Raw genomic sequence first — 26,279 nt, 5'->3', positions numbered from 1 at the left:
GTTTACTCCATTTTCTAAAAATTTTAATATAAATTTAACTAATCGTCCAAATTATTCTTGTCGAAAGGTGACCAGTAATGCTTAGTCATATCCACTGACTCGTTTACGAAGCTGATTCCTTCCGATTCCAATAGCTCTCTCATCATGTTGGGAGTATGGAAATAGTTTTTGCCGGTTAGTTGTCCGTTTCTGTTCACTACTCTGTGATAAGGCATAGTAATATTTCCGCGGTCTGAGTTCAACGCCCAACCGACCATTCGTGCCGAAGATTTGATGCCAATCGCTTGCGCAATTGCACCATAAGTTGTAACTTTACCCAAAGGGATATTTTTTACAATTTCGTACACTTTTTCGAATATATTTTCGCCAACATTCATAAAGAAAAAAATATTTTTGCAAATTCTACATTTACCAAACTGAAATATATAATATTTATCTCGATGCTCCAAATTTTTTAAGTGAAACAAACAATTCCGATGCATACTTTTTTTGAAATTATTGATAGATTTAAGCGTTTGGCGGGGTCAAATCTTAGCGGTTTTGATTCGCACATCAAGATGGCGCCTACGTTTCGGGGTGTCAGCTTTAGAAATTTTGCTCCTTCGGGCGAGTATAAAAAAAGTTCTGTGTTGATTTTGCTTTCACAACAAATTAACGACGTTCAAATCCTTTTTACCTTGCGAAGTGAAAAAGTGAATAGTCACAAAGGGCAAATTAGTTTTCCCGGCGGACGAATGGAAGCAGGAGAAACGGCTGTGATGACTGCTTTACGCGAAACGCACGAAGAAACGGGAATCCAACCGTCGCTCGTGAACGTGGTTTGCGAGCTTTCGCCATTGTTTGTGCCACCATCGAAATCGCTCATTACGCCGATTGTAGCATATGTTGATTCGCCTCCGAACATTGTAATCAACCCTGATGAGGTGGAGGATTACTTTTGGGTGAGCATTGATACCTTGCTTGATGTTGATTTACTCAAACACGAAGAATCAAAATTTGAAGATAAACTTGTCACAATACCATTTTGGGATGTGCATCCGAAAGCTAAACTTTGGGGTGCCACTTCGATGATTTTAAGAGAATTTTTAGATATTTATGAACTAATAAGCGTGGAAGAATCATGATAGACCGTACAAAAGCGCCATTTAACAAGGAACCGAACGTGTTCGCATTCCCAAAGGTTCGCTCTTTTGATAGCAATGATGTGACAATTGCATCATACCGAGACGAAACGCAGCCCTTGATTCACCTCAAAGTGGTGTTCGGTCGCGGAAGTTCGGCTGAAAAAATCCCGGGAAGCACACAAATAGCGATGCAATTGCTCCTATCTGCAATCAAAGGTATGAGCGAAAATGATGTTGCCGACAAATATGAGTTTTTCGGAGCGTCCTTGAATGCTTTGGCGTATTGGAATGATGCAGCTTTGACATTTTCCTCGCCATCGGACCATTATTTGAAATGCTTGGATATGCTCTTGCGAAGTGTGACCGATTTGGATTTGAAGCAAAATGAGCTTGATAGCATCAAAAAAAGACTTGTCGCAAATATTGACTATAATCTGTCCGATTCGGGATTTGTATGCCAATTGGCATATAACAAGTACCTTTTGCACGGAACTGCATATGAGCGTCCCCGTTCGGGCAACAAATCGGAAATAATGTCCGTAACTTTAGAAGATTGCAAGAAAATTTTGGTTAATAATATTTTACCATCGCTGAAGGTTATCATCGTAACGGGCAACTTCGCCGATGCGGAACTGAACTCCACCGCAAGCGGAATAATGGGAGCAATCAATAGAATCAAATTTGAAGATGAACATGTAGAAGCAAATTCTGTCAAATCAATCATATTGGCACCTAAGCAAAATGCTTCGCAAACTGTTTTGAGATTGGGCAGAACTACAATTCCGAAAAAGCATGAGGATTTCCCTACATTGCAAGTAGCGAATACAATTCTTGGCGGATTTTTCATGTCGCGAATCAATGCTTACTTGCGAGAGGAAAAGGGGCTGACTTATGGCGCCGGCAGTACAATTGATTCGCTGAAACATTTTTCGGTATTCACGGCATTTTCATCCTTGAATAGCGACGGCATTAACGATTCGATAGATTTTTTGAACAAGGAGTTGAACTCTTTCGCCGAGAATCCTTTTACTGATGTAGAATTAGACAGATGTGTCAAATTTATGTATGGTTCCTTCGTTCGTGGCACCGAAACGCCCGGGCTAATCGCCAACATGGTTCAATCGCTCTTGTCGGACGATTTGGGACTTGATTATTACAATCGTTTTTACGAAAAAATCACAAGTCTCACCGCTCAGGAAGTCACCGCCAAAGCTATCGAGCATCTCTCATCGCCAAACTACACGATTGCAGTTTGCTCCGACGAAAAGACTTTGCAAACGAAATTTGCCGGCATGGAGAATTTGATTTATTATGATATTGGGAAAGAGATGTTATAGTGAGATTTTGTAAGAATGAATTAGGAATGAAAAATTGACAAAAGCATTCTTCATTTCGTTTCAATTTCACATTTAAAGCTTATTCCTAATTCGTCAATCAATTGAAAGTCGTTTATCCAAGAAACCTTCATTTTCTCGCAAACATTAGGAATCTTTATTTTCATCGAGTTTGCTGCTGTTACTTTTTCTTCTTTGGTTACAACTATCGCATTTTCGCTGAGTGCATGAGCAATTACCCAAGGGTCAGCCAATGACCGTGATTTTATATTATCAACTAAGTATTTATGGTTAGGGTCGGCTGAATAGATGTCCTTCAGACATTTTGTAACTTGTTCATCAATCTTTTTAATCGGAATCATACTTGATTTCAACCATTTTGATAGGTCATCATCTGTTTTCACTATTTCGTCAAATACCATCTCCGGCATGAAGATGATATTCTGAATTCCAAGAGAATTAAGCACGTCCCAATAACTCGGGCATATTTTGGGAGAATAGTATTTTTGCCATGCTTGAATAAGCACATTAGCGTCTAAACAATATCTTTTGACAGCCATACTCACCTATTCATTTGTGCTTCAAGTTTGGGAAACCTGTTTACCTGAACATTTAATAAGTTGCTTGCAAGTGAGGGTTCAATAGCGCCTCCTCGAAAAGCATCTAATACTGTTTGGGTAAACAAGCGGCTATTTCGGTTTAGCTGCAGCAAAAAATAATCAGGACCACCTGGATTTTGTTTTTGTTTAATCTTCTTTGATTCTTCTCTTCTTAAAAATTCATGGAAATCGATGTCTGCAAAATGCTTCAAATTTTTATAAGTTCTTAAAGAAATGATGTTGAGATTTAATGCCCTGACCAACAAAGCAAATGAGCTAACACCGATTGCTTTTGCATTTTTGAAAACTTCTTTCGCATTATCAAAAGCGCTTTTATCAAGGTTCTCAATGAACTCACTTGGCATTAAGGCATTAGCCGCAACTTCGTTGCAGAATAATTCAATTGGGTTTTTGTTCCTTTGATTTTTGATTGTTGGCTCAATGTCATTTGATATACCCGTTTCAGCAATCCAAAGGTGAGCGAGTTCATGAACTAAGGTAAATAACTGAGGTGCATTCCAATCATCTGAATTTATAAAAACGAAAGGTGCATATTTATCCGCAATTGCAAAACCTTGAATCTCATTTGAGTCCAATTTAAGTCTTGAATGGATGAAACTCGTCCTTGAAATAAAGACTCCATGAGATTCTGCTTTATCAATCCATTCCAAAATTGGATTATTTGATTTGTAATTTAGTGGGTTAATATTTAGCTCAATCAAAATGTCTTGAGCCACTATTTTCGGGTTGTCCTTTATTGAAAATCTTCCAATGAATGGAACCTTGTTTTCATTGTTTTCCTCATTTACTTCACTTATCCATGCTTGTTTTTGTTGAATTTCACGAATAATAAAAATTGAGGACGTACTCAATTCTTTTGAGCCGGTTTTTCTGAAGTCTTGTAAAGGTTGAAAATCATTCGGCACATCAGGTAGAAAGAATAAGGCGAATGGTCTTCTATATGCTTTCGCCAGTTTTTGTGCTTGTTTTATTGTAGGGTATGCTTCCCCATTTTCCCATGCTTTGAATCTATCAACAGACACGGCAACTTTAGATGCAGCAATTTCTTCAGTCATTTTAGCTGATTGTCTCGCCCATTTAAAAACCTTTGCCGTTATGTATGCTTTATCTGCCATATAATGCAAAAATACAAATTTTTATATCAATCATAAATGTAGAAAGAATAAAATGTATATCATCTACAATGACGTAGCAAAAGAGATGTTATAACCTCAGTCTCTCTATCTTCGCCTGCTCCTTCTCCGTGAAGTTTTGCTGCTTCAAGAAGTTGGTGATTGCTGTTTTGAATTTTTCATTTTCTGCGAATTTTTGCATTACTTCTTTGGCGGCATTGCTCAATTTGAATTGCCAATCTAAATAAGCTGATATTAGGTTTGAGACTACGTGACGGTCGTAATAATTTAAGTTTTGCAAGGCGTTGAATGCGTTGATGCGAGTTTCGAAATCGAAGCTGATGCTTGTGTAATCCACCAATTCTGCTGTATATTCCAGTTGCCCTTTGGCAATCGCCAATTCAATCCATTTGATACGAATATTTTTGCCGCGCCACCCGATTTCATCTTTTGTCTGTGTCAGATAATCATTGTCGGGGAAAGATTTTGTCAGATTTTCCAAAGATTTTTCAACATTGATATAGCAAGAATCTATGAGTATTTTCCGATACTCCTTTTCGAGCTTTTGCGGTACTTGGGTGATGTTTGTTACGATTGAGCGAACTACCCACTCATCACCGGAGTTAATCGCTTGAACAAAAATATCGTGAGATTTATCATCATTTGCGATTTGGCGAATGATTTCACTTCGTATCAAATGATATTTCTCCTGTTTGAAAGCTTTGTGCAATGTTGCTCGCTTATCGTCAATAGGGAATTTGTCCAATTCGAGCAGGGCATCGTAACGGTCAATCATATTTTTCGCCATCAGTGCTTGCGATTTAATTTGCTCAATTTCGCGAATGTGGGTGAGTTTTTTCAATATTTTTCTTTCCGGGTCGAAGACTACGAAAAGGGGCTTTTCCTTTACCGGAAAATCACGCACCAAATTGGAATCAACCCAAATATTGAACGACTCGGATTTGCCGTCTTTGTAGTAAACATCGAGTTGCAAAGGCACTTTGAAATATCCGATTAATTCGCTTCTCGGGTGGATTTGAGCAATATCGCAACGGATGACATTCGCTCCATCGCTTGATTTTGTATAATCCCATTTGAATTGAAAATGCGGCTCTCCCCCACGCAAAATCCATTGGTCGAAGAACCAATCCAAAGCCATTCCTGTTGATTCGCGAATTGCTTTGAGCAAATCATAGGTCTCAGTTACTTTGTGCGAATGTTGCTCGGCGTAATATTTGAATGCAGTTCGGAACAATGTGTCGCCCATGAAATTTCGCATCATATCCAGCACTAATGAGCCTTTGGGATACCATCTGTCGGTGCCACCCTGAGAATGTCCGACGGGCAAATCGTTCACTTTTGCAGCATTCATTGTGCGTTCATATTCTTTAACTCGCTCCCATTGATAGTAATCTTCGCCAAAAATTTCCCGCTCGAAAATTTTCGCATAATAAGTTGCAAAGCTCTCTGTGAGCCAAACGTGCTTGTTGTTCAGATGCGATATAAGATTGCCGAACCACTGATGATTTAACTCGTGTACGTTGACGTTTACGTAATTCCGCATCCACCATGCTCGAGGGTCAATGTACATGTAATCACCGAAAACGGTTGCCGTTGTGGTTTCCATTCCGCCGTAAAGGTAATTGTTCAGAGGTGCTTGCCTGTAAATGCTCCAAGGATATTTGATGCCGATTTCCTCTTCAAAATAGTCAACCATTGCTTCCATGTGCATATAAGTAGTTTCAAAACGGTCTTCCAAGTCGGGATAATACCACATTTCGAGCGGAACTCCGCTCTTGGAATGCAATGTGCGATAGTTGTACTCTCCAATCACAAGACAAATCAAATAAACTACGTGCGGTTTGTCCAATTTATAATGCCATGTTGTCGTGCCGTCTCGATTGTCACGTTCCATCAATCTGTCACCGTTGGAAAAGACTTTATACTTAGAATCAAAAGTTACGATGAATTCGCTTGTCAAAATGTCATGCTTTTGATTAATAAATGGCATCCAATTCCCGGGGCTGTGTGCCCAAATTTGCTTTCTCATTCGGTCGCTCGGGTCTCTCCAACCTGTGAAATATAGCCCCTCTGTTGGCGTTGCACGGTAATCAATCACCATTTCATAAACACCTTGATAATCCAAATTATCCTTTGGGTATGCAATTGTTTGATTACCCACGATTTTGAAATCAATGCTGTCGTTTTGGATTTTAATGGATTTAATCACGATTTCCGGACTATGAAAAATCAGAGAGTCTATTCGAGGTCGCAATGTGCGGAATGACATAGTCGCAATGCCATCTACGATTTGACCGACAGGTTCGATTTTGAGCTCGCCTTTGAGGTGAATAATGTCAACGGTCATATCAACCGGCTGTTTGTAAGCGTCGAACGGATAGGACTCGCTTTTGGGGTTTTTTTGACTAAAAATCTCAGTGCAAAAAGCTAAGAATATTAAAGTTGTAAATAAGATTTTCATGATTTATTTGAATTTTTAAAATTACAAAATGTGAGTATGCAATTTAATCATTGATTTTCAAATTTCTAACAATGCCTTTGCATTTTCAGAAAAATCAATGTGGGAGAATTCTATAAAAATTGATTATTTTAGCTAAATGAATTTGATTAATTCCTAAATATTTTCGGAAATGTCCAAAAAGAAAATTACATATTATCCATTTACGCATCAAGAAATTGAACGCTATCAGAGTGAGACATCGTCTGAGCATATGCGTCACGAAGAGCTGACCAACAAGGCTCTCGTTGCTTTGAAACGCACTTTCTTGAACGAAATGCAAAACAACACTAAGCTGAAAAGCACAGTGAATCATTTCTCGAAAGTGACAAAAACGAAATCTGTTGAGGAATTAGCAAAGTTGATAAGAATCCTGCTAGCAAAATCCTAAGAGTGGCGAAGTTCAAATCGGACAAATGAAACGGTCATTTTGATGATTGATTTGTCAATCTCTTCTTCAAATTTAGCTTGAAGTTCCTTAGTTGTTATGTCGGCATTCTTTTTGTAAGCAGACTTAACTTTTGTATAAATTTTTTCATCTAAAAACAATTTCCGGTTTATATAGTGGTCGGCTTCGAGCAGTTCGATTATGCAATTTGCAGCCATTGTCTTATTGCCACCGAAAAGACGCTTTTGCAAATCATCAAATGTATATCCTTGCTGAATCATTGTCAGAGTATCTTGGGCTAACTTCGAGACCTTGTGCTCTTTGGGTTGAGTCCGTATCTTCTTTAGTTCCTGCAAAAACACTTTTGCATACTTTTGGACAAAAATTTGGCTCAATCCGGATATTTTCTTCAAATCTATTTCCGAATTCGGCATTGATCTAAATTTTCGGAGTGCTGTGTCGCTTATTATTCCCGCGGCACTACACCGGCAATTTCAGCTATATCTCTCAGTATTACTAATCGCGAAAATACGAATTCTGCGTCTGGTGCTTCCATATCTTAAGCCTATTGCCTTTACTTTTGTATTATCTTCAAAAAACTTAATGTATTCTTCAAACTTAGATTATTCTTTTTCAATTTTAATTAAAAAAGTACAAAAATAATAAAAAATTTAGAAATAGAATGAATTTTCTTTTATTTTTATTAAATATTTTTTCATTTTTGACTTTTACAATAATAAAAGTTACTTTCGTTTCAAAAATTATCGTTAATATGACATCATCTTATCATAAATATCAAGGAGTATGCTATGAAATTATTCATAATACTATGTGCTATGGCGTTTATCACTACTGACGCATCTGCTCAGGGTTTTCTTAACAAGTTGAAGGAAAAGGCTGTGAAAAGTGCGACTAAAAAAACTGAAGAACGAATTGAGAAAAAAATGGACGAAAAAATTGACGAAGGCTTAGACGAAGCCGAAGATTCGATGAAAAGCAGCGGTGAATCATCCACGAATCAAAACGAAGACCAAGACGCTGCTGCTGCAAGAATGATGAGCAAAATGTTTGGCGGTAGTGCTGACGTTAAATTGCCCGAAAATTATAATTTTGACGGCTATTTCGCTATGGAGACTGAAACGGTACAAGGCGACAAGCGTAAACTTAATACCAAAATGATTATGCACCTCGACAAATCCGGCGATAACGTTGGAATGGAAATTATCGAAGCGGACGGAAAAAAAATGGACGAAAAAGCTAAATCCTTCATGATTTTCGATAATGATTTGAAATCCATGGTTACTCTTACACAAAGCGGTGACATGAACATGGCGATGATTATGAACCTTGAGGGATTCGGAGACATGGCGGATTCGCTCGTTGAAGAAAAATCTGAAAATGTCAAAATCAATAAAACAGGAAAAACTAAGTCAATTTTGGGCTATAAATGCGAGAACTATATCATCGAATCTGAAGAGGGTACTACTGACGCATGGATTAGCCATGAAATCAAGATGTCCACATTCAAAGCTTTTCAGTTTTTGCAATCACAACAAAAGAAGAAGAACTCCCCTTACAGTAGCGTTAGAGATGGTTTTGTGCTCGAAGCTGAATCTACTATGAAAGGTGAAAAAGGCAAAACCGTTATGAGAGTTACCGATGTTAATTTGAACAAAAAATCAAGCATATCTACCAAAGGATATACTGTGATGAATTTCGGAAATATGGGCAAATAAGCCAAATAAATGGAAGAAATTAACGAAGAAAATGACGATTTGCTTGTGATAGGGCTGGCAGGCGGAATTGGTGCCGGCAAATCTGCCGTTGCATCAATTTTCGCCGGACGCGGCTTTGTAGTGATTAATACTGATGATTTGGCTAAAGATGTTATGGCAAGTAACTCTGAAGTAAGCAATTCTATCAGAGCTGAATTTGGCGAGAAAGCATTCAAAGACGGCAAGCTGAATTCACAATTTTTGGGAAGTATCGTTTTTGGCGACGACAGCGAAAAGCTCGACCGTCTGAACAGAATTGTTCATCCGCCCGTTATTGAAGCGATGATTGCGAGAATCGAAGAACTGCACAAATCGGGCGAAAAGGTGATTTTTGTCGAAAGTGCGCTGATTTATTCTGCCGGAATTGATGATGGATTTGACTATGTAATCGCTGTGGTGGCTGATGACGAACTTCGTATCAAGCGATTGACGGAAAGTCGCTCGATGAACGAGAGCGAAATCCGAAAAAGAATGAGCACGCAAACTTCGAAAGAACAATTAATTTCTTTGGCTGATTTTACTATCGAAAACAATGGCTCCATCAATGATTTGAGCCAATCTGCTAATTTCATTTTGTCTATGATTCAGTCATTACCTCCTAAAAATTTTCAAAATATAAAAGAAAATATTTTGTAGATTCCCAAAAACCTATTATTTTTGTATTCCTATTAAATGTAATAGGATACTGGGACGTCGCCAAGTGGTAAGGCAGCGGGTTTTGGGTCCGCCATTCGCAGGTTCGAATCCTGCCGTCCCAGCTTTTTCTATCGTAAGGTCTATTTTTAAGATGCATGATTTCAAAGTAGCCTCCGGCAGGTCCAATATTGGGCTCTCCAACAAAGTTGCAGGGCACCTTGGTATTGAATTGTCCGAAACTACAATCCGCAATTTCTCCGATGGGGAAATATGGGTCAAATTCGAGGAGAACGTCCGCGGAGTTGACTTATTCTTGATTCAATCAACCTTTGCTCCAGCGGATAATATCTGGGAGTTGCTGATTATGATTGATGCTGCCAAAAGGGCTTCGGCTAAGCGAGTTACGGCTGTGCTACCCTATTACGGATATGCCAGGCAAGACCGCAAAGACCAACCGCGTGTATCGGTGACAGCTAAATTGTTAGCAAATTTGATTACTCGTGCAGGCGCTGATAGGGTCATTACAATTGATTTACATTCGTCGCAAATTCAAGGATTTTTCGATATTCCGCTCGACCACTTGTATGCTTCGCCTGTACTGATTAGGGCTTTTCGGAAGATGAATCTCGACAATTTGATTGTCGTGGCGCCGGATGTCGGTGGGGCAAAAACTGCTCGCTCTTATGCGAAAAGATTGAATACGGATTTGGTTCTGCTTGATAAACGTCGTCCTGCTCATAATGTCTCCGAGATTATAAATATTATCGGCGACGTCCAAGGCAAAAATGCAATCATTGTGGACGACATGATTGATACAGGCTCTACTTTTGTGAAATGTGCCGAAGCACTCAAAGACAAGGGCGCTCTTGATATTTACGGTATTACTGTGCATCCTGTCTTTTCGGGCAATGCAATAGATTTAATCGAATCCAGCGATGCTGTCAAAAAAGTTTTAGTAACCGATTCGATACCTTTGTGGAGAGAATCGGAAAAGATTCAAGTTGTCACTGTCGGTGAATTACTTGCCGAAGCGATTATTCGCACTCATGACAATAGGTCTATCTCATCACTTTTCGAGATTGAAAGATAAGAAATTAAGATAATAAAGGATTTAATAATATGATGCAAGAAATTACATTAAACGCTAAAACCCGCGATACAGGTAAAAAAGGCGCCAAAGCTACTCGTAATGAGGGCTATGTTACCGGTGTTTACTATATCAAAGGCGAAGAAAACATCAGCATTAAAGTCAAACCTATTGACTTGCGCCCGATTGTTTACACTAATATCACAAAAATCGTTCAATTGAACGTCGAAGGACATACAGAACCATATCAATGTCTTTTGAAAGCTATTTCTTTCGACCCCGTTACTGATGCTATCGTGCATTTCGATTTATTGGGCTTGAAAAAAGGTCAAAAAATCACTGTCGATTTGCCTATCAAGGTGGTTGGTCAAGCTGTTGGCGTTCGCTTAGGCGGTAAGTTGATGCATACTTTGCACAAAGTCAAAGTCCATTCATTACCTTCCGACCTGGTCGAAGCTTTCGAAGTTGACGTTACCAAACTAAACATGGGCGATAGTATAATGTTGAGTGATATTGATTTCGGCAATATGGAAATTGACCTTCCGCTCGATACCAATATCGTTCAAGTTACCAGACCAAGAGGCGGTACAGTTACCACTACAGGAACTGAAGCTGATACTGCCGTTTAGTTCCATTCTCTTTTCATAGAATTTACACCCTTTGCCCCTGCTTTTCTTCGAGCAGGGGCTTTTTTTTTGGCAAAAATATATTGACTTAACACCAGAGGGAGAAAGGCTTTTGAGGAATATTCAATCATTCTTTGTCATTCTGAACGAAGTGAAGAATCCATATATTTTTGAAAACTTGATTCTTCGCCTTCGGCTCAGAATGACAGTACAATTTTGCCTGCCTCGTCCTAAAAAAATTAACAGAAAACAACCGGCTATCTAAGTAAATTTACTTAGACGCCGGTTTCAGGTATGAAATATTTTACATTTCTTATATGTGACAAAGGGAAAAGAAAATTTTTCTATATAAATAATATGTGATAATTGTGGATAATTATTTAAAATATTATTTGGTAGTTTACTTCTTTTTAGTATCTTTGTTGTCCGTTTATAAACAAAATCAAGTGCTAATGAAAAATTTTTGTATAATAATCCTTGTATTTAGCCTTAACGTTAGTCTGGGCTATGCCCAATTCATAGTTAATGCTCAGACTGAAACTGAAATTTATGTCACAGTCGCCCCTGTGGCTAATACAGCTATCTCTCTCGCTTTCCGCAATCTTGACTCTCCAAAAATTATGATGACCTACGATTCGACTAATCATGTGGCTTTAACAAAAGTAATGCCTGCCGATTTCGGCAAAATTGCTTATTCAAGTGCAAAATTCCATGATATCGCAATCGAAAATCTCAAACCCGCTACTGAATATGTCGTGGATTATATTGTTTACGACAAAAAATCAAATAAAATCACTAAGATTGATTCTATTATAATCAATACCTTTGATACAGAACCGGTTCAACCGGCTCGCGCTATCGCATTCAAAAACAAAAGCTACAACAATGTAGGATTGCTTTGGATAGCCGGAAACGGCTCCAATGTACTCGTTACAGTCTCCGAAAACGCTCCGGGTGCCACGCCTACCGACGGAGCCGAATATTTTGCTGATGCTACTTTTGGCAACCCCCAATCTCTAATCCCAGGCACTAATACTTATGTGCTATACAGCGGACCGAACACAGGTAAGTTGGACATACAGGTGACGGGATTGAAATATGCCGAGTATCATTTCAGAATTTTCGATTATAACGGCGAAGGTAAATTTACAAACTATCTAATTAATACTTCCCAAAACAATCCACGCTCTACGTTCACGCTGATTCCGCCGCCTAAGAATTTGAGGGCGCTAATCGGCACTGACGGCGAAAGTGTCTTGCATTGGGACGGAGTTGACGGTGCGGAATCTTACGTTATAGATATCGCATTAGACGAAAGCTTTATTCAAAAAGTTGAGCCTTATGCTGAGGCTAATATTGGGAGCATTTCTGAAATTCCGATTGTTGTTTCGGATGAAAAAGGTCCCTTGAGATTGTTTTGCCGCATCAAAGCTGTCGGCAAAGCCTCTGTTAGTCCGTATTCTAAGGTGCTCGTCGTTGAAATGAAGCAGTAACACTAAGAAAATTTTGTAGTCTTAGCGAAAAATTAATTTTGCTATTATTCAAAAAATATTTATTTTATATCAAGAATCAGCCCCAAAGTCTGATTTTTGTTCTGTGATTTGCATTTTTTATGATAATTCGTTAATTTTTTGGAAAATTATCACTTCACTTTTTACACATTTTGTTTCATTTATTAAAGGAAGTTTTTTTATGAAAAAACTTACACTAAGTTTGGCTCTCGTCCTATTGGGAGTCTTACTTTCGTGCTCCGACATGTTTGCCGCAAGCCAGCAAGCGCGTTATATTTTCATGCAAAATATAACAGCTAATAGCGCTACTGCTAAATGGCTATACAATGGCGATGGAGCAGGAAGACTTGTTGTCGTGAGAGCCGACAACAGTTGGGGCGATACCGAAACAGCACTTGGTACCACAACTTCAGCTTTTGCTGACGTTAACGGTTCTTACGGTACGGCTCCACAGATTGGCGCTACAGGCTCATATGTTGTGGATGTCCATACAGGAATCTCAAAGCAAATCGCTTTGTCGGGACTCGCATCCGGAACTACGTATTGGATACGCATCTTCGAGTGGGATGAAGATGCAGGTGAATACGACTACTTCACCACATCCGGCGGATTTAATAACCCGCGCAGCTTTGTTACTCTGACGGCGGTTCCTCAACCTCCAACAGATATCACTATCACTGCAGGGAATTGCGACTTTGACATTAGTTGGACTGCCGGAGTAAATTCCACAGGTACAATTATGTCTCTATTTTACGATGATACTGATAGTTTGTGTGCAGACATACCAACAGGTGTATTAGGAACCTTCAGTGCTGTAGCAGGTGATACAATTCCAACTGATTGGATTGACATTGACCTCGGTGACTTGACTTCTATTGAAGGTTTCCCAATTGAAAACTTTAATGCTGACCACCTTGTTAGAATGTGGGGTTATAACGGAAATGTTGATAATGTAAGTTCTACATTTACAGATGAAATGTTTACCCCTATCGAAGATTGCGACGGTCCTACTTTTACAATTACAGTTTTCCATCTAATTTGGCAGGATTCGGTTTGGGTCGTGGGTGACTCAGTTGGTCCAGGTGCTTGCGAAGTTGGCGGAAGATACCGCGTTTATGTCAATTGGACAGAACCCGTTGAAGACTTCGACGAAACGAGTATTATTTTGGCTGGTGCAACTATGGTCGGAGGTACTTGGATAGCAAGTGAAAATCTTGAGGATTACCAATTCGACATAGAAACATCCGGATTAACCGGCGAAGTTGGAATTGATATTGACGGTCTGTATGCTGATTGCGTTGGCAACGAAGGCGGCAGCGGTGAATACAATATTCCACCTTTGAACTTGCTTTCTACTGAAAACTTTGCCGTTCTTTCAGGCGCGGGAATCACCGGCACTACTAACACTGCCATAACAGGTGATGTCGGTACAAGCCCAATAACCTGAGCAAGTATAACAGGATTTGACGCTTCAAATGTAACAGGTATTATGTACACTGTTGATGCAGCCGGTCCCGCAGGTTCGGTACCAAATGCTACATTATTATCTGCAGCGAAGGGCGATTTGACAATAGCATATAATGATGCTGCAGGTCGTACTCCAATTCCTACAGGTACTTTCTTGAATCCTACAGCAGGCACTTCACAATTGTCCGGTACGATAGCACCGGGTTTGTACAAATTTACTACTGCTACTGCATCAATCCCTGCAAGTATTATTCTTGATGGTGGAGGCAATCCTAATAGTGTTTGGATTTTCCAAATCGCTGCAGCATTTAATGTTGCAAATAGTGTAGTTATTACTTTACAAAACGGTGCATCAGCTTCAAATATATTTTGGCAAGTAGGTACATCAGCTACAATCGGCACGACTGTTCAATTCGCAGGTACAATTCTTGCTGACCAAGGAATTACGATTGGAACGGGTTCTACAGTAAATGGTAGGTTATTGGCTTTTGAAGCATCTATTACATTAGATGATGCTGTTGTTGTGACCCATCCGGGTTCATTGCCATTTGACTTTGCATTCTCATTTGATAACGTTGCTCCGGTATTTACAACAGGTCCTGAATTTACAGATTCACTACAAGTAACTTGCATATCGGTTAATAATTGGAGTTTCCCCGATTCTCCTTTACCAACGAATGCAGTTAACGCACCCGATAGTGTTGATGTCGAAATCGGTTTCGATGTCTTTGACATTGGTTGCTGCGGTGATGCAACTCCTACAGTTAACCTTCAAGTTTGGGACCCGAATGTTGACACAACAGGCGCTTGGGTATATCATGCAACTAGCTTGACATTAGGCTCAGATGGTTACGACTATACAGCTACATATACAGTTACATCAAGCACTCCGGATGGAGATTACCAGTTTGAAGTAATTTTAGCTGATTGTAACGATAATGAAACAACTTGGACAGGTCTTCCTTTCACAGTTGACAACACTCCTCCTGATGGTTATCAAGTTGAATGTGCAGTTGTTGAAGAAGAAACAGTTTGCACAGAAGTAACAGAATGGGATGCACCATGCTTAGGCGAAGGTGATACTCTTACTTTATGTACAGCAATTATAGAAGAAGGTTGTGGCACATTCAATATTGATTCAATTGCTATACCTGGAGAAAACGGTTTGGGATTGTTTTTTGACCCGATACCATCAAATGCGGTTATTACAGACATATCAGGTACGGGAACAACAGAAGACCCATATATTTTATGTGTCACTGTTATTGTTGATTCTACCGATATAGAAGGTTCTTATAACGTTGGCGTCTGGGGAACTGACCCTGCAGGCAACTTCGCATTTCAACTTGACTCAGGTAAATTCACAATTGACATGACTCAGCCTGTAATTGATGAAGACGATTTGTTATCATGTTATGGCGATCAAGACACTGTGAACTTTACATTAACTGTAACAGATTCACTTGGTTGTGGACCATTGACAGTTACAGCTATATGGACTTTTGCAGATTCAACAACTCTTGGAATGACATTAGACGTTACGGAACCTTTCTACAACTTTATTTATCCTGTAGTATTAGGAGTAACACCTGAAGGACCTGCAACTCTAACATTAACTGCAACAGACGGTGCCGGAAACGAAACAGTAGTTGAACAATTTACTACATTCGACTTTACAGCTCCTGCTTTAGTAGGCGAAGTTATGTGGCCCGAAGATGATTGTTTGAGCGAAGGTCAACAATTCTGTGTAACATTTACAGTAGAAGACCTCGGTTGCGGACTTGACTTTGGTACACAATACGTTGATTGGACTTCTTATTCAATATCAGCTACCGAAAGTTCAGAAGGAGGAACTTGGGAAATTACAGTATGTTATGATATAAGTACTGAAGAAAGCGGCTCATATGATTTCTGGTATGAAATATCTGACTATGCAGGAAATGGTTTCCTAATAGACGAAACTTCTGCATTCTCAATTGATAATACTGACCCTATTGTTACAAATTTGATGATTGATGACGATTGCGTTACAACTACAGATGTGGTAACAATTACTTTCAACGCAGATGATTCATTTACATGTTGTGCAGTTGACTCATTCTTTGATGTATATGTAACTCTAACGTTTTCAGATTCAGAAACTGCAAGTGCTACATTCGTAAGTGTTGTATCAGGAAGCAGCGGCGGATGGGACTATACATTTAATTATACAGTTCTACCGGCTGACGCCGAAGGTGCTGTTATGGTTGAGGCGATAGCAGAAGATTGTGCAGGCAACGAAGGAATGGACTTTGACGGATTCCAAATTGACCGCACAGCACCTGTAGTATCAGGTCTTGTAGTTGCGCCTAACGATTGCGTTGCTCCGGGAGTTGATTTAGTTTTGACTTTCAACGCAGAAGACATTGGCGGTTGTGGTATTCTTGATTGTGATGCGGCATGGGCTGTATTGACATTCTCGAATTCTACTACAGTCATGGTTGACTTAGTTGAAACTGAGGGTGGAAATTGTGAAGCTGTCATCATTGAAGGCGCTACCGCTTATACAGCTACATATACAGTTGGAGAAAACGACCCATCGGGTCCTGTAACTGTAACAGTATTTGTACAAGACGGAGCAGGCAATACCGGCTCACAACAACTACCAAATGCAGTTACAATTGATAACACTGCCCCAGTGGTAGCAAACATCACTGTTGATGAAACTTGCGTAACAGCAACAGACATCGTAACAATTTGCTTCGATGCAAGCGACATTGGTTGCGGCAGTTTTGACGACGCAAACTTGGAAGTAGTTGTATGGTTTGGCGAAATGTCATGGTCAGCAACTTATTCAAGTGACTTTGAAGGCAATTATTGCTATACAATTACAATTGGCGATAGCATCTCATTCCCATCGGGACTATATGATGTAGCTGTTACAGCTACTGACGTAGCGGGCAACGAAACCACAGCATCTCTTGAAGATGCATTCCAAGTAGTTCACGCACCTGTTACGGCTGATTGGTCAGTAGATTACAACGAAGATTGCGATGTAACAAATGCAAATCCAATTTGCTTCGACTTTGATTTCGACCGCGAAGTATTCGACTTCACATCTGAAGATATTTATGTTAGCTACGGATTTGAAGTTTCAAGCGTCACAGGCGAAGGCAGCAGTTGGACAGTATGCGTAAGTGCACTTTCAGGCTCGGGTACAGGTACATTATATATGTATGTATCGGAAGTTTATGACTGTGCAGGCAACGAATATACAGCTTATGATATCTCCGCAAACTACGACTACGATGCACCAAGTGGCTACACAGCAACATTTACTAATTCTACAGGCGGTCCAATTGACTATATCAATGCCGAAACTTGTGACGAAATTTATGTCACTATCACAGGTGGTGTAGTTGGTGAAGTAGCAGATTGGGAAATCACAGTTGGTTTAATGACTTACTCAGGTTCGACATTAATTACAACAAGCCCACAAATAGTGCAGTTAGGAATTGACCAATATATTGACTTCACTGGTCCATTTGCTCCCGGAAATTGGGATGTTGTAGAAGAAGAAAATTCCATGGCTGAATTTATCGGAAATACTATTTTGTTAGTAACTTCGGCAGATAATGAAGAAGAAGCTTTAGGAGAAAACGACGTTGACGTAACAATTACAATACCCGCAAATGGTACAATATCATTTGATTGGTATTTTGAGACATATGATGTCGGTGGCTCAGGTTTTGACCCATTTGGTTATACAATTGATGGCGATTTCACTCAGCTTACTACTAATGGTGATTATGATCCACAGTCAGGCAGTGAATCAATTCCTGTTCTGGCAGGCGAAGTATTCGGATTTAAGCAAAGAGCAACTGATACTTGGTTGGGAGTTGGTATAACCGAAATTGATAACTTCATGTTTGAAGGTGATTCAGAATTACCGGTAGTAATTTGCGACGACACAGAAGGACCTGTTGATTTAGCAGTTACTTTGACTGATTGTGCAGGTAATACAGGCATTGATGCAACAGACGAAGTCATTCTTGACGTTACTGCTCCTTGCCTTGTAATTGATGCTCCGTCACATTCAAATGTTAACTTTGAAGTATCATTTACTTGGACTGAAGATGTAATCGACTTTGACGTTAGTGACCTTGTGGTAACAAACGGCACAACTTACGATTTCGCAGGTTCAGGTGCTGATTACACAGTAGGAATTGCTCCTACAACAGAAGGTCTTGTAATGATTGGTATCTATTCATCAGGTCACGGAATCACTGACTTAGCAGGCAATCCGTTCAATCCTGAACAAGAAGATTGTTACGCTCCTGCTGAAACCATCTATGACATTACTCCTCCGGAATTTTATGACATAGCATGGAATAATGACAACGTAGAACTTACAATTTGGTGGAATGAAGATGTAATGGGTAGTGTTGATGATGTCGTCTTAGGCGATTTGGCATTGACATTCGTCCAAAACGGTGGTACAGCTACCGGTGCATCTATTACAGCAATTAACCATACAGCAGGCGATGATTTTGCATACTTGACAATCGCAGTAGTTGGAACTCCTAACGGTTGCGAAGTATTAGAATTCAGACCTACTACAGGTGCTTCGGTATATGACTTAGCAGCAAATGCTCAAGTCGTTACTGATATGATTTCTATCAACCTTGTTAATGCAAGCCAAGCAACAGTACAAGCAAGTGGCGGTTTTGCCGACAATGTGTATGCAGTTCAAGCTCAATTGAATTGGACACGCGGCGATGGCGATGCAGTAATTGTTATACTATTCGAAGATACTGATTGCGAAGTTGACCCTGTTAATGGCGTTAGTTACTATGCAGACAGCGAATTTGGATATGGCGATTATTTAACATGTACTACAGGTGGTAGCGGTTATGTAGTTTACTACGGAACAGGCACACAAGTAACAGTTGATTATTTGACAGGATGTACTAATTATCGTGCAGTAGTTTATGAAGTAGTCGGCGGCGAATGTAACAATCCAAATTACTTGACTCCGGGTCATTCATTTGAATTTGAAACAGGTCCGGTCGCTGAATACTTGTTTATTACGCATATTAATGGTGTTGAATATGACTATGATTGTGATTTGACATTGCCATCAGCAGAAGTATTCAGCGTTACAGTTGGATTGTTTGCTGAACCATGCGATGGTGGAGTAAACCTTGTCCCAGCTTACTTAGATTATGACCAAGACTTCTATCTTGACCACTATGCAAATTATGGTACTCCATTAGCTGACGAAAATTGGCCCATAAGCCAAACTTCTAAGACATTTACCAATTTGCAATTCGGTTTAGACAACGAGTGTAGTAATATCGAAAGCCCACTCGGCAAAGACTCATACTATGACTGGTGGTGCGACGCATTATTTGCTGAGTTAGATGGTGGTTGGGATTATTACGATGACGGACCTTTGAGTTTCTTGGGTGGCGAACCAGGGCAACAAGCTTATGGTATCACATTCTCAGGAACAACGAATAGTAAATTCGATATTAGTTGGTTGAAATCAGGCGCTTCTACAGCCACCGGCGAAGGTAGTTTGCTTGTAATCAAACAAGGAAGTTCAGTCAATGTATTCCCATCAGACGGTAACGTTTATGGCGCTGAAATGGGAGTTACATCAGTAGCCTTCCCAACTGATGGCGAAGACATTGGTTCGGGCAACAGAGCATTGTACTATCAATTGGATTGCGCTTGCGACGAAGCCTTTACACCAAGAGCAGTTACCGTAACCGGATTGAATTCGAACACTACTTACTATGCAAGAGTATTCGAATTCCGTTATGATGTTTATTTTACTAATTATGGCGGATTCTATGGAGATGATATTCCTCCACCAAATGGAGACCAAAATGGCGGTTATTGCGAATATCTCCAAGAAAACTTCAAATACCAAGAACAAGTAGTAAAATACAGAACAACGACAGGAACCGGTAACCCACGTAGCAAGAAAACATCTTCGATGGAAGGTATGTTTGCAGGTCTTGAGTTAATCGGCTTTGACGGACGTTCATTCGAAAGCAAAGTAGAACTCGCTTGGGCAACTGCTTCAGAAGGTGGAAGCTTAGGCTTTGAAATCTACCGTGCAGACGCTGAAACATTCGAATTCGTTAAGATTGCCAACGTTGCCGGAAATGTAAACGGTGGTACATATAAGTTGCTCGACGATGACTCACGTCTCGAAGTGGGCAAAACTTATGTCTATCGCTTAGCATACATAGCCAAAGACGGTACAATCGAAGACCTTTCGGAAATCGTAGTGCCAATACTATCAATGCCTAACTCAATGCAAAGTATCTATGTTTCACAAGTAACTCCGAACCCTGTTACAGATTTCGGTAAATTACAAGTCGAGATGACAACTGAGCAAAACTTACGCATTGAAGTCCGCAACGCAGCCGGTCAATTAGTATCCGTACTATCTGACCAAATTCGTGGCGCTGGCGTTCACAACTTCAACATAGACCTTACGAATCGTGCACAAGGAAGCTATAGCATCCTTATCAGCACAGATTACGAAGCTATTTACGTACCATTCATGTACGTCAAATAAGCCTCAGGTTTGATTTAAATAATAGAGACCGGCTCGAAATGAGTCGGTCTCTTTTTTTTTTGCTAATAAATTTAGCATAAGTCAATAAACTTGAAATATTTATTGGCACCTTTCGTTTTTATTATCAAAGCAAATTTAATATTTCGTAATGAGGAAGCTACACTCTATATGAATTTTTTAAAACATTGTGCCGTTAAAGCAATCTTACACATGTTATTCTTTGCGGTCTTACTCAAAGTAAGCGCCCTCGTTCTTACGTGGTTTTGGAACAGCTATTTGATAAGATACAGCGATTTAGAGCCAATAAACTTTCTCGAAGCTGTCGGTGTAGTAGCTTTTGGCTATTTAGTGTTTGCCGGAATCCGTTTTGGATTCAACCAATATGAGTTAGCACAACAAAAAATTGACATACTTGCCTCCGAAGATATCCCAAATTGTAAAGAATGTGCTAAGGCAAATGAATATGCCACTTTGTCTAAAATTCGTAACTTTAACCGTGCCGACCAAGAAAAGCTCAAAGAAGCAATTGCAAAATATTGCGGAATCAACCACCACTCGCTCAAAAACAATTCCCAAACTGCCTCCAATACTCCTTATAGCAAATCTCAACTTACAGAAACCGAGATTTAATTTTTAAATCAACTTTTTCACGTAAATTTCGTCTATTTTTAGTAGTTTTGTAATGCAGCATATAGTATCTTTTCGGAAGGATTGATAAGGAAGTCCTATTTCCTGTCGAAATTGATACACATTATTGAAAATAGGATGTCTCAAACAATATGATAACACGAATACTGTTGTTTTTTGTGGCATTTAGTACATTTGCAAATGCGACTGTATTGGAGATGCCAATATCTTATGGAACGCAACTGACCGACAAGAGCGAAGCATACTTCGAGCGTGGTTTGATGCACCTTAGCGAATATAAGATACTTGATAAAATCAAGAATTTCCCCGATGACCCATCGGGTGACAAGGCAGAATTGCTCCGCGCCGAACTCGATTTGGTAGCCGGAAACCTTTCTATGGCAGATTCGCGTTTGGCAGAATTTGCCAAAACACGAACAAATTCGCCCTTTGTGCCTTTTGCTCTCATTCAACGCGGGTTTATCGCTTTTAAAGCTAAAAAATTCGAGAAGGCAGAGTTGCATTTTACCTCAGCCAAAATATCTTCACTCGAAGCTTTCAGCACTCGTAACGATAGCGACTATTACTATAACGCGCACATTTCCAATTATCTTTTGGCGTTGTCTCTGTCCCAGCAAGGAAAGCACCTCGATGCCATCCCTGTGCTTTTTGATGGAGTCGCAAATTTATCCCAAGGGCAATATACCGATGATTCGTATTTCCTTTTGGGCAGAATTCACGAAATTAATAGGAACTACGATTCGGCATTGGTTTACTACCGGATAATCGAAAATAAATATCCGGGAACGCCCGTTATGCTTGTCTCGCTCGTCCGAACCGCAAATAGTAATATTGCACTTCGCAAACCGACAACGGCTTTGGTAGCTTTGGAGAGAGCGGAAACTCTGCATAGAAAGTTACAAAGCGAAGAAATCGGTTTTTCAGACAAACAAAATTATTTTGTAGAAGATTTGCCGGAACAAATTTCATTTCTAAAAGGAGAATCATACAATCTTGCAAAAAATTACGCCGAAGCGGAAAGAGAATTCAACTATTTGCTCGAAAAATATCCGAATTCCGAATTTAGATACGATGCCTTGAACAGCCTCGGCTGGGCATTGATGAATTTGGAACGATACGACGATGCAATATCAAAATTTGATTTGGTTATCAATTCTGATTCCGAACTTTCGCAAAGGGCAGTTCCCGTTGCATCGCTTTATAGAGCCGTTTCGCTTAAGCGTGCAGGGAAAAATGAGCAAGCGCGGAGAGAATTTTCAGCTCTCGGAATGCAACCTGCATACCCATTTTTAGGGCTTGTGCTCTTGGAAGTTGGGCAAATGCAATACGAAGCAGGTGAATTTGACCAAGCTATGAAAACACTCGAACGTGCAGCCCGCGAAACCCAAGATGCACGTACTTCCGTTAGAATAAGTTTGATTTTGGGTGCTACATATATCGAGATGAAATTATGGGAACGCGCCGCAGGTGAATTCAAAAAGGCTGAACTCTTAGCGGAAAATGCAACAGAGATAAATATGCCTAATAAGAAATATTATCTCGCACTGACAAAATTGAATCAAGGCATAACATTAGTGAAATCTCGCCGCGCTACAGAAGCAATTCCGTATTTGCAGGCTTATATTGCCGAGAACAAAGACGGTGCCCGAACAGATGAAGCTCTCTTTTGGCTTGGCGAAGCTTATTTCCGCACAGATTTGCTTAGAAATTCAATCGAAGCTTACGACAATTTGTTGAACAGATACCCAATGACAATCCGAAAAGAAGAAGCAATGTATGGTCTGGGATGGTCACACTTCAGGTTACGGGACTTCAACAATTCTTCGAGGGTTTTCGATAATATGATTAGAGAATTTCCAAAGTCAAAATACGCCGTAGAAGTACTAACAAGGCAAGGCGATGGCTATTATTTGGACAAAAGTTTCGGCAAAGCGGCTGATTCGTACAGACGAGCAGCCAGAATGTCACCGGGAACGGAAGAAGGACAATACGCATCGTACCAACTCGCTCACGCTCTTTACCGAAATAATAGTTGGGAGCAATCCATCACTTCTCTATTAGATTTTGTTCGGCTTTACGGACGCTCTTCGTATGCACCAAATTCGCTATATCTAATCGGTTGGATTCGCTTCCAACAAAAAAAATATACGGAAGCAATTGATAATTTCCATTTCCTAATTACCGCATATGCCCAAAGCACTTTGGTCCCGAGAGCATATTATGCAATCGGCGATGCTTATTATAATATGGGTGAATTTGAAAAATCAATAGAAAATTATAAAATAGTGATTGAATCATATCCGGGCAATCAGCTTGCTCCTGAAGCAATCAGGAGTGTGCAATATAGTTTGATGGCATTGGGACGCGAATCCGAAGCTATCGAAATTGCCAACAAATATGTCGCGACAAATCCCGAATCGCCATTTGCTCCCGTTTTCCAAAAGAAAATTGGTGAAATGTTTTACCAAGGCGGGAAATTCAGAGATGCAATCTCGGAATATGAACGATTTGTAGCAAAAAATCCGAATAACGAGAATGTGCCTGAAGTGCTCTATATGATGGCAAAAAGCTACAGCAGCTTGAACGAAACCGACCAAGCAGAGCGAATGTTCAGCAAAATAATTCGCGAACACCCACAGAGTCAGTACGCTCCAATGTCATTAATGGAAGGCGGTTTGTTGCAAATCGAGTTAGCGAATATCCAAAAAGCGGATTCGCTTCTTCGCCATTTGCAAATTACTTACCCTGAGAATGAATACGCAGGACAAGCAGGATTTGAACGAGCAGTTATAAAATACAGAATTGGTGATACGACATCCTCACTCGCAATTTTTGAGGAAGTCGCCACAAGATACAAGGATAATGATTGGGGCGACCAATCAAGATATCGTATAGCTATGCACTACCGCACACTGGGACAATATGATTCGGCAAGACATCATTTCCAATTCATTGCCGATATTGACGACAATCCCAAAATTTCGTCCGAATCTCGGTACAGAATTGGTGAATTATGGATGCGTGATAAGAACTACATTAAAGCTATTGAATCATTTTTGATAGTAAAGGACAAATTTGAGGGGTATGAAGACTGGTATTCGCAATCATTGCTCAATCTGGGCGAATGTTACGAAAATCTCGAACAATTCGATTCCGCACGCGAAATTTACCGTGTGTTGGAAATAATCAGACCGGACGATGATTATGGTAAGACTGCTAAAAGCAGACTAAATAGAATAAAAAATAAATAATGATGAATATGAAAAAGTACATTTTAATATTTGTAATTTCTACTTTGGGACTTGTGGCTCAAGAATCGGAAAAGCCGACAACGACTGAACCGATTGATTTGCCTACCTTCATTATTCGTGGCGATTTGCAACTTGATGTAAATGCAGGAATTAAGCAAGACCCAAGTAACCCGATTCCACTTACCGTAGGTGAGTTGGATTCCTTAAATTCTTTGGATAAGATGCCGATTAAAGCTCTCAATCCACCTTCTTTACCTGTTGATGTAGGCATTGCAGTTCCGGCTGATGCTTTTGTTAAAGGGCAATTCGGGCGATACGGCACCGCCGCTATCGGAGCAGGTGGCGGTATTAAAATCAACGGCTATGATTTGTATGCAACAGGTAATTTCGAAAATTCCACAGGACATGTGAAAAATTCTGAATATTCCAAATTGGATTTCAAACTCACAAGTGATTTCATCGCCCCCGAAAAATTCTTTATATTCGGTGGCAGCCGCACGCGTACAGAAGTCAATTTCATAAGTCGTGACTATATGCTTTATGGCAGCACATTGGCATTGGAGAGAGACATCAAGAATTTCGGTGTAAATGTTGACGTTGACGGCACTTTCAGCGAATTGAATTTCAACGCTGGAGCAGGTTTCAATGGTTTTGGGATGAAAACTGACGGCATAAGAACTGCCGATAACAATTACTTCGGCTATTTGAAATTAGACAGACTTTGGAATAATTTCTTTGTCTCTGCAAATTTATTTATGGATATGCACAATTTGCGAAGTAATTCTGCTCAATTCATCCAATTGGACGGCGAGATGTCCTTGCTGACAAATAAATTGACTATGACAGGAGCAGTCGGATTTCAAATTGCAAGCAATGACAATGACATAAGTCGTGGTGGATTGCTGATTTTTGGCGAAATTGAATACAGAATGAATGAATTATTCACTATTCGCGGAAATGCTCGGAGTGGGTTGAAGAACAATAATTTCAAAGAACTTGTATATACCAATCCTTACACTTCGCAATATGCCTCATTCGATTATTCCTACGATATAATCAATGCCAAAGGGATTCTGAATTTCCATCCTACTCATAAAATCGGTGTCAATGCCGGATTTAATTTCCGTCACGTGGACAGATTGCCTGTCTATTTGAATGATTTAATCTTTATTCCCGGTGCGTTCGTGATAAATTACGAAAAAGCTACAATTATCAGTTCGGATTTTGAGTTTTATTGGAATTTGACTGAAAGCGATAAAGTAATCGGAAATCTAACTGCCACAAAGGCTACATTGTCTGATTACGACGGGAATTTTGTGCCTTATTATCCCGAATTGAAAATTTCCGGAAATTATTCAAGAAAATGGTCAGAAAAGTTTGGCACTAAAATTGGAATTGATTATTTTGGTGAAAGATTTGCAGATTTGGAAAATACTATAAAAATTAGTTCTTTTATAAATTTGAAAACTGAATTAAATTATAATGTTGTTGAATCTTTATTGCTTTTTGCTTCTTTGGAAAACTTGACTAACAGCGACATTGTGATATTTAATGGTTATAAGGAGAGAGGGGTTTTCTTCAATTTTGGTATCATGTGGCAATTCTAAT

The 26,279-nt window shown here is 39.7% G+C and carries 18 protein-coding genes and 1 tRNA gene; 14 read left to right on the top strand and 5 right to left on the bottom strand.

Annotated features, from left to right (window positions below):
* Positions 1–38 precede the first annotated feature (38 nt).
* The gene (locus tag M9949_02205) at positions 39–377 is read right to left on the bottom strand and encodes an MGMT family protein (GenBank protein ID MCO5250217.1); all 339 of its coding nucleotides are present in this window, start codon (positions 375–377) and stop codon (positions 39–41) included.
* Between the two features lie 99 nt (positions 378–476).
* On the opposite strand from M9949_02205, the gene M9949_02200 reads away from it, so the two are divergent.
* Both M9949_02200 and M9949_02195 read left to right on the top strand, forming a co-directional pair.
* Positions 477–1,124: a CoA pyrophosphatase gene (locus tag M9949_02200; protein MCO5250216.1), complete on the top strand. Its 648-nt coding sequence runs from the start codon at positions 477–479 to the stop codon at positions 1,122–1,124.
* Positions 1,121–2,461, top strand: coding sequence for an insulinase family protein (locus M9949_02195; GenBank protein ID MCO5250215.1), 1,341 nt, complete (start codon positions 1,121–1,123; stop codon positions 2,459–2,461). Before M9949_02200 ends, M9949_02195 begins: the two co-directional genes overlap by 4 nt.
* Before the next feature lie 50 nt (positions 2,462–2,511).
* On the opposite strand, the gene M9949_02190 is transcribed toward M9949_02195, so the two are convergent.
* The 3 genes from M9949_02190 to M9949_02180 form a co-directional block, all read right to left on the bottom strand.
* A complete protein-coding gene (locus M9949_02190) occupies positions 2,512–3,018 on the bottom strand; it encodes a DUF4411 family protein (protein ID MCO5250214.1) in 507 nt (168 codons plus the stop codon).
* A gap of 2 nt (positions 3,019–3,020) precedes the next feature.
* Positions 3,021–4,193, bottom strand: a complete 1,173-nt coding sequence (locus M9949_02185) for an XRE family transcriptional regulator (GenBank protein MCO5250213.1) — start codon at positions 4,191–4,193, stop codon at positions 3,021–3,023.
* A gap of 88 nt (positions 4,194–4,281) precedes the next feature.
* Complete coding sequence (locus M9949_02180; protein ID MCO5250212.1) at positions 4,282–6,672, bottom strand: M1 family metallopeptidase; 2,391 nt, start codon at positions 6,670–6,672, stop codon at positions 4,282–4,284.
* A gap of 169 nt (positions 6,673–6,841) precedes the next feature.
* Between M9949_02180 and M9949_02175 the strand changes: the two genes are divergently transcribed.
* Positions 6,842–7,099, top strand: coding sequence for a hypothetical protein (locus M9949_02175; GenBank protein ID MCO5250211.1), 258 nt, complete (start codon positions 6,842–6,844; stop codon positions 7,097–7,099).
* On the opposite strand, the gene M9949_02170 is transcribed toward M9949_02175, so the two are convergent.
* Complete coding sequence (locus M9949_02170) at positions 7,096–7,530, bottom strand: hypothetical protein (GenBank protein MCO5250210.1); 435 nt, start codon at positions 7,528–7,530, stop codon at positions 7,096–7,098. The two genes, M9949_02175 and M9949_02170, sit on opposite strands and share 4 nt — an antisense overlap.
* Before the next feature lie 375 nt (positions 7,531–7,905).
* Here M9949_02170 and M9949_02165 point away from each other — a divergent pair, with 375 nt between their 5' ends.
* The 11 genes from M9949_02165 to M9949_02115 all read left to right on the top strand — a co-directional run bounded on the left by M9949_02165 (position 7,906) and on the right by M9949_02115 (position 26,278).
* Positions 7,906–8,832: a DUF4412 domain-containing protein gene (locus tag M9949_02165; protein ID MCO5250209.1), complete on the top strand. Its 927-nt coding sequence runs from the start codon at positions 7,906–7,908 to the stop codon at positions 8,830–8,832.
* Positions 8,833–8,841: 9 nt separating this feature from the next.
* On the top strand, positions 8,842–9,507 hold the full coding sequence (gene coaE / locus M9949_02160) for a dephospho-CoA kinase (GenBank protein MCO5250208.1): 666 nt from the start codon (positions 8,842–8,844) through the stop codon (positions 9,505–9,507).
* Positions 9,508–9,557: 50 nt separating this feature from the next.
* Positions 9,558–9,629: transfer RNA gene (locus tag M9949_02155), tRNA-Gln, on the top strand.
* A 29-nt stretch (positions 9,630–9,658) separates the two neighbouring features.
* On the top strand, positions 9,659–10,597 hold the full coding sequence (locus M9949_02150) for a ribose-phosphate pyrophosphokinase (GenBank protein MCO5250207.1): 939 nt from the start codon (positions 9,659–9,661) through the stop codon (positions 10,595–10,597).
* 29 nt (positions 10,598–10,626) lie between these two features.
* The gene (locus tag M9949_02145; protein ID MCO5250206.1) at positions 10,627–11,223 is read left to right on the top strand and encodes a 50S ribosomal protein L25; all 597 of its coding nucleotides are present in this window, start codon (positions 10,627–10,629) and stop codon (positions 11,221–11,223) included.
* Between the two features lie 449 nt (positions 11,224–11,672).
* Complete coding sequence (locus M9949_02140; GenBank protein MCO5250205.1) at positions 11,673–12,713, top strand: hypothetical protein; 1,041 nt, start codon at positions 11,673–11,675, stop codon at positions 12,711–12,713.
* A 199-nt stretch (positions 12,714–12,912) separates the two neighbouring features.
* Positions 12,913–14,178: a hypothetical protein gene (locus tag M9949_02135; protein ID MCO5250204.1), complete on the top strand. Its 1,266-nt coding sequence runs from the start codon at positions 12,913–12,915 to the stop codon at positions 14,176–14,178.
* Between the two features lie 42 nt (positions 14,179–14,220).
* Positions 14,221–20,772, top strand: coding sequence for an ice-binding family protein (locus M9949_02130; GenBank protein MCO5250203.1), 6,552 nt, complete (start codon positions 14,221–14,223; stop codon positions 20,770–20,772).
* Positions 20,773–20,940: 168 nt separating this feature from the next.
* Positions 20,941–21,402 carry a hypothetical protein gene (locus M9949_02125; protein MCO5250202.1) on the top strand — a complete coding sequence of 154 codons (462 nt, stop codon included), beginning with the start codon at positions 20,941–20,943 and terminating at the stop codon, positions 21,400–21,402.
* A gap of 149 nt (positions 21,403–21,551) precedes the next feature.
* Positions 21,552–24,671, top strand: a complete 3,120-nt coding sequence (locus tag M9949_02120) for a tetratricopeptide repeat protein (protein MCO5250201.1) — start codon at positions 21,552–21,554, stop codon at positions 24,669–24,671.
* An 8-nt stretch (positions 24,672–24,679) separates the two neighbouring features.
* Positions 24,680–26,278: a hypothetical protein gene (locus M9949_02115; protein ID MCO5250200.1), complete on the top strand. Its 1,599-nt coding sequence runs from the start codon at positions 24,680–24,682 to the stop codon at positions 26,276–26,278.
* Position 26,279 lies beyond the last annotated feature (1 nt).

The organism is Candidatus Kapaibacterium sp., assembly GCA_023957315.1.
Taxonomy (GTDB): domain Bacteria; phylum Bacteroidota; class Ignavibacteria; order Kapaibacteriales; family UBA2268; genus PGYU01.
This window is presented reverse-complemented; position numbering and strand designations above follow the sequence as displayed.

Coding starts and splice junctions, on each gene's coding strand:
- M9949_02205 (MCO5250217.1), bottom strand. CDS start 377: ATGAATGTTGGCGAAAATATATTCGAAAAAGTGTACGAAATTGTAAAA.
- M9949_02200 (MCO5250216.1), top strand. CDS start 477: ATGCATACTTTTTTTGAAATTATTGATAGATTTAAGCGTTTGGCGGGG.
- M9949_02195 (MCO5250215.1), top strand. CDS start 1,121: ATGATAGACCGTACAAAAGCGCCATTTAACAAGGAACCGAACGTGTTC.
- M9949_02190 (MCO5250214.1), bottom strand. CDS start 3,018: ATGGCTGTCAAAAGATATTGTTTAGACGCTAATGTGCTTATTCAAGCA.
- M9949_02185 (MCO5250213.1), bottom strand. CDS start 4,193: ATGGCAGATAAAGCATACATAACGGCAAAGGTTTTTAAATGGGCGAGA.
- M9949_02180 (MCO5250212.1), bottom strand. CDS start 6,672: ATGAAAATCTTATTTACAACTTTAATATTCTTAGCTTTTTGCACTGAG.
- M9949_02175 (MCO5250211.1), top strand. CDS start 6,842: ATGTCCAAAAAGAAAATTACATATTATCCATTTACGCATCAAGAAATT.
- M9949_02170 (MCO5250210.1), bottom strand. CDS start 7,530: ATGCCGAATTCGGAAATAGATTTGAAGAAAATATCCGGATTGAGCCAA.
- M9949_02165 (MCO5250209.1), top strand. CDS start 7,906: ATGAAATTATTCATAATACTATGTGCTATGGCGTTTATCACTACTGAC.
- coaE (MCO5250208.1), top strand. CDS start 8,842: ATGGAAGAAATTAACGAAGAAAATGACGATTTGCTTGTGATAGGGCTG.
- M9949_02150 (MCO5250207.1), top strand. CDS start 9,659: ATGCATGATTTCAAAGTAGCCTCCGGCAGGTCCAATATTGGGCTCTCC.
- M9949_02145 (MCO5250206.1), top strand. CDS start 10,627: ATGATGCAAGAAATTACATTAAACGCTAAAACCCGCGATACAGGTAAA.
- M9949_02140 (MCO5250205.1), top strand. CDS start 11,673: ATGAAAAATTTTTGTATAATAATCCTTGTATTTAGCCTTAACGTTAGT.
- M9949_02135 (MCO5250204.1), top strand. CDS start 12,913: ATGAAAAAACTTACACTAAGTTTGGCTCTCGTCCTATTGGGAGTCTTA.
- M9949_02130 (MCO5250203.1), top strand. CDS start 14,221: ATGTACACTGTTGATGCAGCCGGTCCCGCAGGTTCGGTACCAAATGCT.
- M9949_02125 (MCO5250202.1), top strand. CDS start 20,941: ATGAATTTTTTAAAACATTGTGCCGTTAAAGCAATCTTACACATGTTA.
- M9949_02120 (MCO5250201.1), top strand. CDS start 21,552: ATGATAACACGAATACTGTTGTTTTTTGTGGCATTTAGTACATTTGCA.
- M9949_02115 (MCO5250200.1), top strand. CDS start 24,680: ATGAAAAAGTACATTTTAATATTTGTAATTTCTACTTTGGGACTTGTG.